10 protein-coding genes are annotated in these 9,921 nt (G+C 72.4%); 7 read left to right on the forward strand and 3 right to left on the reverse strand.

Translation table 11 applies throughout. From position 1 onward, the window contains the following. The 4 genes from BI06_RS13970 to BI06_RS13985 all read left to right on the forward strand — a co-directional run bounded on the left by BI06_RS13970 (window position 1) and on the right by BI06_RS13985 (window position 4,232). Window positions 1–1,158, forward strand: a complete 1,158-nt coding sequence (locus BI06_RS13970; protein ID WP_051741008.1) for an ABC transporter permease — start codon at window positions 1–3, stop codon at window positions 1,156–1,158. Then, window positions 1,155–2,420 (forward strand): ABC transporter permease, encoded by a 1,266-nt coding sequence (locus BI06_RS13975; protein ID WP_030393391.1) that lies wholly within the window; start codon window positions 1,155–1,157, stop codon window positions 2,418–2,420. The genes BI06_RS13970 and BI06_RS13975 overlap by 4 nt, the downstream gene beginning before the upstream one ends. After that, window positions 2,417–2,824, forward strand: a complete 408-nt coding sequence (locus BI06_RS13980; protein WP_030393392.1) for a cytidine deaminase — start codon at window positions 2,417–2,419, stop codon at window positions 2,822–2,824. The genes BI06_RS13975 and BI06_RS13980 overlap by 4 nt, the downstream gene beginning before the upstream one ends. 130 nt (window positions 2,825–2,954) lie before the next feature. After that, the gene (locus tag BI06_RS13985) at window positions 2,955–4,232 is read left to right on the forward strand and encodes a thymidine phosphorylase (RefSeq protein WP_030393393.1); all 1,278 of its coding nucleotides are present in this window, start codon (window positions 2,955–2,957) and stop codon (window positions 4,230–4,232) included. A gap of 26 nt (window positions 4,233–4,258) precedes the next feature. On the opposite strand, the gene BI06_RS13990 is transcribed toward BI06_RS13985, so the two are convergent. The 3 genes from BI06_RS13990 to BI06_RS14000 form a co-directional block, all read right to left on the reverse strand. Further along, a complete protein-coding gene (locus BI06_RS13990; RefSeq protein WP_043468369.1) occupies window positions 4,259–4,813 on the reverse strand; it encodes a Uma2 family endonuclease in 555 nt (184 codons plus the stop codon). 30 nt (window positions 4,814–4,843) lie between these two features. After that, a complete protein-coding gene (locus tag BI06_RS13995) occupies window positions 4,844–5,521 on the reverse strand; it encodes an alpha/beta fold hydrolase (RefSeq protein WP_043468371.1) in 678 nt (225 codons plus the stop codon). 93 nt (window positions 5,522–5,614) lie between these two features. Then, window positions 5,615–6,904, reverse strand: coding sequence for an MFS transporter (locus BI06_RS14000; protein WP_043468374.1), 1,290 nt, complete (start codon window positions 6,902–6,904; stop codon window positions 5,615–5,617). 143 nt (window positions 6,905–7,047) lie between these two features. Between BI06_RS14000 and BI06_RS14005 the strand changes: the two genes are divergently transcribed. From BI06_RS14005 to BI06_RS50705, 3 genes are all read left to right on the forward strand, one after another. Beyond that, window positions 7,048–7,965: a LysR family transcriptional regulator gene (locus BI06_RS14005; RefSeq protein WP_030393396.1), complete on the forward strand. Its 918-nt coding sequence runs from the start codon at window positions 7,048–7,050 to the stop codon at window positions 7,963–7,965. 185 nt (window positions 7,966–8,150) lie between these two features. Further along, window positions 8,151–9,299 carry an adenosine deaminase gene (locus BI06_RS14010; RefSeq protein ID WP_043468378.1) on the forward strand — a complete coding sequence of 383 codons (1,149 nt, stop codon included), beginning with the start codon at window positions 8,151–8,153 and terminating at the stop codon, window positions 9,297–9,299. Window positions 9,300–9,510: 211 nt separating this feature from the next. Further along, a complete protein-coding gene (locus BI06_RS50705; protein ID WP_030393398.1) occupies window positions 9,511–9,861 on the forward strand; it encodes a hypothetical protein in 351 nt (116 codons plus the stop codon). Window positions 9,862–9,921: the final 60 nt, after the last annotated feature.

The following is a 9,921-nucleotide window of genomic DNA, read 5'->3' on the forward strand; positions in this document are numbered from 1 at the left end:
ATGACCAGTCCCAACCCCGCCGCCAAGCCCGCGCGGGCGAAGCGGTTCGACGGCGAGAAGATCGTCCTCGCCCTCGCAGCTCCGGTGCTCGCCGTGCTGCTGTCCGTCGTGATCTGTTCCGTCCTCCTGGCGACCTCGGGCAAGAACCCGTTCGACGCCTGGAACGTGATGATCACGTACGCGACCAAGTCGGACGGCCAGGTGGCCATCCTCAACCGGTCCACCACGTACTACCTGGCCGCCGCGGCCGCCGCCTTCGGCTTCCGGATGAACCTCTTCAACATCGGTGTCGAGGGCCAGTACAAGGTCGCCGCGCTGTTCACGGCCTACATCGGCAGCCAGCTCGACCTGCCGTCGTTCATCCAGATCCCGCTGCTGCTGATCACCGCCATGCTGGTCGGCGGTCTGTACGCGAGCATCGCCGGTCTGCTGAAGGTCTTCCGCGGCGTCAGCGAGGTCATCTCGACCATCATGCTGAACGCCATCGCGGTCGCCATCGTCGGCCTGCTGCTCGTCCCCGGCATCTTCGCGCCGGAGAAGAAGGGCGCCAGCAACGCGATCCAGACCGCCCCGGTCTCGGAGTCCAGCCACTTCTTCGCGATCAACACCGACGGCGGCCCGCTCTACGGCTTCCTCTTCATCGCGATCCTGGTCGGCGTCGCCTTCCAGTTCACCCTGACCCGCACCCGCTTCGGCTTCGACCTGCGCGCCACCGGCCGCTCGGAGACCGCGGCCACCGCGTCCGGTGTGAACGTCAAGCGCATGATCGTCATCTCGATGGTGGTCTCCGGCGCGCTGGCCGGCCTGATCGGCCTGCCCGAGCTGCTGCAGAACTCGTACAACTACGGCCAGAGCTTCCAGGCGGGCCTCGGCTTCCTGGGCATCTCGGTCGCCCTGCTCGGCCGCAACAGCCCGATCGGCATGGCCTTCGCGGCGGTGCTGTTCGCCTTCCTCGACGCGACCGGCGCCCAGCTGCCGCTCCAGGGCGGCTTCCCGTTCGAGATCGTCCCGGTCATGCAGGGCACCATCGTCATCTGTGTCGTCGTCGCCTACGAGCTGGTGCGCCGCTACGGCCTCAAGCGCCAGCAGCAGAAGGTCGGCGCCGAGCTCGCCGCCCAGGCCGCCGCGGCCGCCGAGAAGAAGGAGGTGTCCGCATGAGCACGGCCACCGCTGCCCGCGCCAAGGCGCCGGGTGCTCCCGCCAAGAAGCGCAAGATGTCCTGGCCGGTGGTGCTGCTGCTGATCGCGGGCGCCCTGGTCCTCTTCTCGGTCGTCGGCGTCATCACCGGCAACCACTCGCTGACCTCCTCCGGTCAGGTCACCGCCGCGCTCAGCGCCGCCGTGCCGATCGGCATGGCCGGTCTCGGCGGTCTCTGGTCCGAGCGGGCCGGCGTCGTCAACATCGGCCTCGAAGGCATGATGGTCGCCGGCACCTTCTGCGGCGCCTGGGGCGGCTACCTGGTCAACCCGTGGTTCGGCCTGGTGGCGGGCATGCTCGGCGGTGCGCTGGGCGGTCTGCTGCACGCCGTCATCACGGTGACCTTCGGCGTCGACCACATCGTCTCCGGTGTCGGCGTCAACCTGCTGATCCCCGGCATCTGCGCCTACGTCAACCGGATCTACTACAAGGACTACATCTCCGCCGGTGCCGGCGCGAACCAGTCCCCGCCGGCCGATCCGCTGCCGTACATCACGATCCCCGGCCTCTCCTCGGGGCTGAAGGACATCGAGGCGCACCACTGGTTCGTGGTCTCGGACGTCGCCGGTGTGCTCGGCGGCCTGGTCACCAACATCTCGGTGGTCGTGCTGCTGGCCGGCGCGCTGATCGTGGCGAGCTACTTCGCCCTCTGGCGCACCGTGTTCGGCCTGCGGCTGCGCTCCTGCGGCGAGAACCCGACCGCGGCCGAGTCGCTGGGCGTCAACGTCTACAAGTACAAGTACCTCGCGGTCATCATGTCCGGCGCCTTCGCGGGCCTCGCCGGCGCGTACCTCTCGCTGGTCGCGGCCCACTTCTACAAGGACGGCCAGACCAACGGCCGAGGCTTCATCGGCCTCGCGGCGATGATCTTCGGCAACTGGATGCCGGGCGGCCTCGCCATGGGCGCCGGCCTGTTCGGCTTCACCGACAGCCTCCAGCTGCGCGACCCCGAGTCGGTGCACGCGCTGATCCTGGTGGTCGCCATCGCGATGGCGCTGCTGGCGGCCTGGCACCTGTACCGCCGCAAGCACACCGCGGCCCTGATCTCGCTGGTGGTCTCCGGCGGCCTGTTCGCCTGGTACTTCACCACCGACGAGGTGCAGCGCCCGCTGATCGTCGCCACGCCGTACGTGATCACCCTGGTGGTGCTCGCGCTGGCCTCGCAGCGGCTGCGGCCGCCGAAGGCGGACGGTCAGATCTACCGCAAGGGCCAGGGCAAGTGACGTCGGCGGCCGAGGTGGCCGGGTCGGTCGACTGGGACGCGCTGCGGGCGGCGGCGCGCGAGGCGATGAGCCACGCGTACGCGCCGTACAGCAAGTTCCCGGTCGGCGCCGCCGCCCTGGTGGACGACGGCCGGACGGTCACCGGCTGCAACGTGGAGAACGCCTCGTACGGTCTGGCGCTGTGCGCCGAGTGCGGCCTGGTCTCCATGCTGCACGCGACCGGCGGCGGCCGGCTGACCGCGTTCACCTGTGTGGACGGGGCGGGCGAGCTGCTGATGCCGTGCGGCCGCTGCCGCCAGCTGCTGTACGAGCACGGCGGTCCGGACCTGCTGGTCGAGCTGCCCTCCGGGGTGCGGCCGATGAGTGAGGTCCTGCCCGACGCGTTCGGGCCGGAGCGCCTGTAGGCGCGGCTCTGGCACTGCCGTTTGTTACGCGCGTAGAGTGTCGCGAGTGGAGCCCTTCCGGGCCGACTCGCGGCACTCTTCGCCTTTTCCACCTCGCATGTTGAACCTCTCTTGGAGCAATGGAGCATCCATGGACGCCATCTCCGTCATCAGGACCAAGCGCGACCGCGGAGAGCTGAGCGATGCTCAGATCGACTGGGTCATCGACGCCTACACCCGCGGGGAGGTCGCCGACGAGCAGATGTCCGCGCTGGCCATGGCCATCCTGCTGAACGGCATGAACCCGGGCGAGATCAGCCGCTGGACGGACGCGATGATCCGCTCCGGCGTCCGGATGGACTTCTCCTCGCTGGCGCAGCCCACCAGTGACAAGCACTCCACCGGCGGCGTCGGCGACAAGATCACCCTGCCGCTCGCCCCGCTGGTCGCCGCCTGCGGCGCCTCGGTGCCGCAGCTGTCCGGTCGCGGCCTCGGCCACACCGGCGGCACCCTCGACAAGCTGGAGTCCATCCCCGGCTGGCGCGCCCTGCTCTCCAACGAGGAGATGCTCCAGGTGCTGCACGACGCCGGCGCGGTCATCTGCGCGGCCGGCGACGGCCTCGCCCCGGCGGACAAGAAGCTGTACGCCCTGCGCGACGTCACCGGCACCGTCGAGGCGATCCCGCTGATCGCCTCCTCGATCATGTCCAAGAAGATCGCCGAGGGCACCGGCGCGCTCGTCCTGGACGTCAAGGTCGGCTCCGGCGCGTTCATGAAGAACCTCGACGACGCCCGCGAGCTGGCCCGCACCATGGTCGGCCTCGGCACCACCGCCGGCGTCAACACGGTGGCCCTGCTCACCGACATGTCCACCCCGCTCGGCCTCACCGCGGGCAACGCGCTGGAGGTCCGCGAGTCGGTCGAGGTGCTGGCCGGCGGCGGCCCCGCCGACGTCGTCGAGCTGACCCTGGCGCTGGCCCGCGAGATGCTCGCCGCGGCGGGCGTGCACGGCAAGGACCCGGCCGACGCGCTGCGGGACGGCTCCGCGATGGACCACTGGCGCCGCATGATCTCCGCCCAGGGCGGCGACGTGGACGCCCCGCTGCCGGTCGCCCGCGAGCAGCACGTCATCCCGGCCCCGGCCTCCGGCGTGCTCACCACCCTGGACGCCTACGCCGTGGGCGTCAGCGCCTGGCGCCTCGGCGCGGGCCGTGCCCGCAAGGAGGACCCGGTGCAGGCCGGCGCCGGCGTCGAGATGCACGCCAAGCCGGGCGACACCGTGGTGGCCGGCCAGCCGCTGCTGACCCTGCACACCGACACCCCGGAGCGCTTCGAGTACGCGATCGAGGCCCTCACCGGCGGCATCGAGGTCTCCCCGGCCGGCACCGCGTTCACCCCGAACCCGATCGTGCTGGACCGCATCGCCTGACCACCGCCCCTGCGCACGTACGCCGCTCAGGCGTACGTGCGCAGGACACCGGTGTCGAGCGTCCACGGGCCCACGGTGATCGTGTCCCCGAAGGCGAACTCCTTGCGCGAGGTGTAGCCGGGCTCGTCGTGGACGATGCCGGTGCCCTTGCGGGGGTCGACCAGCAAGTAGAGCGGGATGCCCATGGCCGCGTGGTCGCGGACCTTGGCGTGATGGTCGGTCGCCGGATTCGCCATGGAGACGACCTCCACCACCAGCAGCACCTCGTGCGGCAGGAGAGCGGGTCCGTCGCTCTCCAACGCCGCTTCGGCGAACACCATCAGGCCGGGATTCCGGAGCCTGCCGCGGGCGGCGTCCTCCAGATCCGCTCCCCCGTGGGCGATGTGGCCGGGGTGGGTGCGGGGGAGCTGGGTGTTCAGTTGCCACGCGATGTGGACGACCGCCCACTCGTGCCGTTCGACCGGTGGGAGTGCCAGTGTGATCATGCCGCCGGCGATCTCGACCTTCCCGACGCCGGGAATCCGCGGCAGCCGGTCGGCGCTCACCCGCAGCCGCGCGTACTCGGCGGGATCGATGCTCATGGCCGGAGGGTACCGGGAACGGCAGCTGCCTCAGCCGGCGGCGGTGAGGGCGAGCTTCAGGAAGTCCGCGGGAGCCTCGCGGACGAGGTCGTGGCCGACCGGGAGGGTGTGGACGGTCCAGGCCGGGTCGGTGCGCAGGCGGGCGAGGGTGTCGAGGAACGGGGTGTCCTCGAAGCGCTCCGCGTGCAGGTAGACCCGGGGGACGTCCAGGGCGTCGACGGCGCCGGTGAGGCGGATCCGCTGGAGCAGGGTGGCCAGCGGGTGCACGGTGGCGCGCGGGTCGAGGGCCGGGTGCAGGCCGACCAGCTTGCGGCCGCCGCCCGCCGCGGCGCCGGCCAGGTACCGCTGCTTCCAGACGTCGTTGACGATGTCGTACGCCGACTCGCCGTCGCGCGGCACGAAGGCGTCCGCGTAGACCAGCCCGGCGATCCGCTCCGGGGCCCGGTCGGCGACGCCGGAGGCGACCATGCCGCCGTAGCTGTGCGAGACGAGGACGGCGTCGGTGACCTGCTCGGCCTCCAGCAGGCCGAGCACGTCCTGGATGTGCGTCTCCAGGTCGACGGCCAGGGTGTTGAGGTGGCCGCGCTCGCTCACCCCGGTCAACGTCACCGGGTACACCTCGTGCCCGGCGGCCCGCAGCCCCTCGGTGAGCGGCCGGTACCACCAACCGCCGTGCAGGGCGCCGGGGATGAGGACGAAGGTGGCCATGGTGGTTCCTTTGCTCGCACTGTGCCGGGTGGGACGTGGACAAAGCTACGGCGGATACCTGACAACGAACGTCAGGTATCCGCCGCAGATCGTTCAGCGGGCCGCGCGGAGGGCGCCGCGGCGGGCGCCCGTGTGGGCCCGGTGGGTGGCGTAGAGGGTGACGCCCGCGGCCAGGGCCATGGCGGTCAGGCCGATGGTGGCGGCGCCCGGCCAGCCGGTCGCGTGGTAGGCGTCGGCGCCGATCGTGCCGCCCAGGCTGTTGCCCAGGTAGTAGGCGATCAGATAGAGCGCGGAGGCCTGGGCGCGGCCCTCGGTGGCGGTGCGGCCGACGGCCGAGGAGGCGGTGGCGTGCCCGGCGAAGAAGCCGGCGGTGATCAGTACCAGTCCGAGCAGTGCCGCGAGCAGCGAGTCGGCGAGGGAGAGCAGCAGCCCGACGGTGGTGGTGCCGATCGCGACGTACAGCGCGCCGCGGCGGCCGAGCCGGCCGGCCAGGCGTCCCGCCGCCGCCGAGGTGGCGGTGCCGACCAGGTAGACCACGAAGATCGAGGCGGCGACGGACTCCGGCAGGTGGAAGGGCGCGGCGATCAGCCGGTAGCCGATGGTGTTGTAGACGGCGCCGAAGACGGCCATGAACAGCAGCCCCAGCGCGTACAGCCGCAGCAGCAGCGGGTTGCGCAGGTGGCGGCCGACGGTGCGGGCCAGGGCGCGGGCGTCCACCGGGGCCGGGGTGAAGTGGCGGGCGGCGGGGATCAGCAGCCGGAACGCCAGCACGGCCAGCAGGGCGAGGGCGGCGGAGGCGGCGAGCCCCCAGCGCCAGCCGAATCCGGCCGCGACCCAGCCGGAGAGCAGCCGGCCGCCCATGCCGCCGATGCTGTTCCCCGCCACGTACAGCCCCATCGCCGAGGCCAGCGCGGAGGGGTGGACCTCCTCGGCGAGGTAGGCCATCGCGGTGGCCGGCAGCCCGGCGAGCGCGGCGCCCTGGAGGGCGCGCAGCACGACCAGGGTGGTGAGGTCCGGCGCGAACGGCAGGGCGAGGGCGAGGGCGGCGGCGGCCAGGGTGGAGGCCGTCATCACGGCGGTGCGGCCGTAGCGGTCGGAGAGCGCGCTCGCGGGGAGCAGGCCGAGGGCGAGGCCGAGGGTGGCGGCGGAGGCCGTCCAGCTGGCCTGCCCGGGGGTGAGGCCGAGGTCGCCCGAGAGGACCGGCAGCAGGCCCTGGGTGGAGTAGAGGAGGACGAAGGTCGCGATCCCGGCCGCGAACAGGGCGAGGTTGGCGCGGCGGAAGGAGCGCTGGCCGGGGCGGTGGCGGTCGTCCTTGCGGAGGACGGCCGGCTGGGCGAGGGCGTCCGAGGTGGCCAAGGACGCCCCGGTACTGGAGGGCTGCATGACGTCGAAGGTAGAACTGTCGTACTGATGCGTCCAATGCATGAACCAGCAATAATCCATACCTGGACGCATGAGCGGAGCGTACGGACGAGGGACGGGGTGCTGTGACGACCGGTGGTGGCGAACCGACCCTCCCGGCGGAGCTGGGTCCCGAGCTCCCGGCCGTTCAACTGGCGCCGAGGCTGGCCCAGTTCGCGGCCGTCGCGCGGCTGGAGCATGTGACGCAGGCGGCGGAGCTGCTGGGCATGCCGCAGCCCACGCTGTCCCGGGCGGTGGCCCGGTTGGAGGCCGAACTGGGCGTCGACCTGCTGGCCCGTCAGGGTCGGACGGTCCGGTTGACCAGGGCGGGCCGGCTGCTGCTGGCCTCGGTGGAGCGGGCGCTGGCCGAGGTCGAGCGCGGCGCCGAGGCGGCGCGGGCGGAGGCAGACCCGCAGACCGGCCGGGTGGCGTTCGGCTTCCTGCACACCATGGGGACGGACACGGTGCCGGCCCTGCTGCGGGACTTCCGGCGGGCGTACCCGCAGGTCAGGTTCCAGCTGGTGCAGGACTACGTGGGCGCGATGCTGGACCGGCTGCGCGCGGGGGAGCTGGACCTCTGCCTGGTCTCGCCGCTGCCGGACGGCGACCCGGCGCTGGTGGCCCGCCGGCTGGACGAGCAGCGGCTGTACCTGGCCGTCCCGGCGGACCACCGGCTGGCCGGGCGGCGCCGGATCCGGCTGGCGGAGGTGGCGGAGGAGCCGTTCGTCGGGCTGGAGCGCGGGTACGGGATGCGGGCGATCACCGACGGGTTCTGCGCGGAGGCCGGGTTCGTGCCGAGGCTCGCCTTCGAGGGGGAGGAGACGGAGACCCTGCGCGGGCTGGTCGCGGCCGGGCTGGGCGTGGCGCTGCTGCCGCCGGCGCTGGTGCCGCGGCCGGGGGTGGTGGAGCTGGAGGTGACGGCGCCGCGCACCCGGCGGGCGATCGGGCTGGCCTGGGCGGCGGGGCGGCCGGTGACTCCGCCGGTGGCGGCGTTCCGGGACTTCGTGCTGTCGCGGCGCGGGCGGCTGCTGGCGCACGACTGAGGGCGGCGGGGCGGCGGCCTCGGCGGCGTCGGGGCGGCCTCGGCGGCGGCGCGGCACCGGTCGGGGCGGGCGTCCTGCGGGCAGATGACCCGAATCGTCCGTTCGGTGGAATTCCCGGTGGACATTGGACGATTCGGCCCTGTGAACGGTGGCCTGTCTACGCGCGTAGGAGCTACACTCCCGCAATGGAGAAGCAGATCCCCGTCACCACCGCGGGCACCGGCCCCCGGATTCCCACCCCCGACCAGATCGCCCGCGCCCCGAAGGTGCTCCTGCACGACCACCTCGACGGCGGCCTGCGCCCCGAGACCGTGATCGAGCTGGCCGCCGCCGTCGGCTACGAGGGCCTCCCCACCACCGACGCCAAGGAGCTCGGCGAGTGGTTCCGCGAGGCCGCGGACTCCGGCTCGCTGGTCCGCTACCTGGAGACCTTCGCCCACACCTGCGCCGTGATGCAGACCCGTGAGGCGCTGATCAAGGTCGCCGCCGACTGCGCCGAGGACCTCGCCGCCGACGGCGTCGTCTACGCCGAGGTGCGCTACGCCCCCGAGCAGCACCTGGAGCGCGGCCTGACCCTCGACGAGGTCGTCGAGGCCGTCCAGGAGGGCTTCCGCCTCGGCGAGGCCAACGCCCGCGCGGCCGGCCACCGGATCCGGATCGGCACCCTGATCACCGCGATGCGGCACGCCGCCCGCTCGCAGGAGATCGCCGAGCTGGCCAACCGCCACCGCGAGGGCGGCGTCGTCGGCTTCGACATCGCCGGTGCCGAGGCGGGCTACCCCCCCACCCGCCACCAGGCCGCCTTCGACTATCTCAAGGGCGAGAACAACCACTTCACCATCCACGCGGGCGAGGCCTTCGGCCTGCCGTCGATCTGGGAGGCCCTGCAGTGCTGCGGCGCCGACCGCCTCGGCCACGGCGTGCGGATCGTCGACGACATCACCGTCGAGGAGGACGGCACCGTCAAGCTGGGTCGCCTCGCCGCGTACGTGCGCGACAAGCGCATCCCGCTGGAGATGTGCCCCACCTCCAACCTCCAGACGGCCGCCGCCACCTCGTACGCCGAGCACCCGATCGGGCTGCTCAGCCGGCTGAAGTTCCGGGTCACCGTGAACACCGACAACCGGCTGATGAGCGGCACCAGCATGAGCCGCGAGTTCGGGCACCTGGTGGAGGCCTTCGGCTACACGCTGGGCGACATGGAGTGGTTCACCGTGAACGCGATGAAGTCGGCGTTCCTGCCGTTCGACGAGCGGCTCGCGATGATCAACGACGTGATCAAGCCGGGCTACGCCGAGCTCAAGGCGGAGTGGCTGTTCAGCAACGCCTCCTGAACCGCTTCCCGGTGGTCGGATGAACGCCCTTTTCCGTCAAGGAAATTGGCGTTCATCCGACTACTCCCTCGGGTGGGTGAACCGCCGTTGATCCTCGTGCGACCCAATCACTACGGTGTGCCAGTCATTGCTGACCGGCTGTGGTGGACGGGCCCCCGTTGCGCCAGTCGCGCGGGTCGGCCACCGACGAGGACCCAAGGGGACTAACCAGATGAAGCAGGCCACTCTCAAGGCCGCCGGCACCGCCGCGCTCGGCATCGCCATCGCCGCGGTCGGCGCCGGCGCCGCCTCCGCCGCCCCCGCGGCCGCCACCGGTGGCCTCGGGCTCCCGACCTCCCTGCTGACCAACCCGGCGGCCACCAACGCCGTCACCGACGCCGCGGGCAAGCTGCCGGTCGCCGACAAGGTCAGCGGCACGCTCGGCACCCTCGCCCCCAGCGCGGGCCAGGCCGCCGCCCCGGCCACCGGCAACCGGGCCGGCGTGCCCAGCGTTCCGGGCCTCGACAAGACCCCGCTGGGCGGTCTCACCCAGACCCTCCCGCTCCCGGGCCTCGGCGGCTGATCCCGCCCCGGCTCCGCACGGCCGGAAGGGGCCGCCCACTCCTCGACGGGAGTGGGCGGC

The sequence above is a fragment of the Kitasatospora sp. MBT66 genome (assembly GCF_000710405.2).
In the GTDB taxonomy this organism is placed as follows: Bacteria; Actinomycetota; Actinomycetes; order Streptomycetales; family Streptomycetaceae; genus Kitasatospora; species Kitasatospora purpeofusca.

Coding starts and splice junctions, on each gene's coding strand:
- BI06_RS13970 (WP_051741008.1), top strand. CDS start 1: ATGACCAGTCCCAACCCCGCCGCCAAGCCCGCGCGGGCGAAGCGGTTC.
- BI06_RS13975 (WP_030393391.1), top strand. CDS start 1,155: ATGAGCACGGCCACCGCTGCCCGCGCCAAGGCGCCGGGTGCTCCCGCC.
- BI06_RS13985 (WP_030393393.1), top strand. CDS start 2,955: ATGGACGCCATCTCCGTCATCAGGACCAAGCGCGACCGCGGAGAGCTG.
- BI06_RS13990 (WP_043468369.1), bottom strand. CDS start 4,813: ATGAGCATCGATCCCGCCGAGTACGCGCGGCTGCGGGTGAGCGCCGAC.
- BI06_RS13995 (WP_043468371.1), bottom strand. CDS start 5,521: ATGGCCACCTTCGTCCTCATCCCCGGCGCCCTGCACGGCGGTTGGTGG.
- BI06_RS14000 (WP_043468374.1), bottom strand. CDS start 6,904: ATGCAGCCCTCCAGTACCGGGGCGTCCTTGGCCACCTCGGACGCCCTC.
- BI06_RS14010 (WP_043468378.1), top strand. CDS start 8,151: ATGGAGAAGCAGATCCCCGTCACCACCGCGGGCACCGGCCCCCGGATT.
- BI06_RS50705 (WP_030393398.1), top strand. CDS start 9,511: ATGAAGCAGGCCACTCTCAAGGCCGCCGGCACCGCCGCGCTCGGCATC.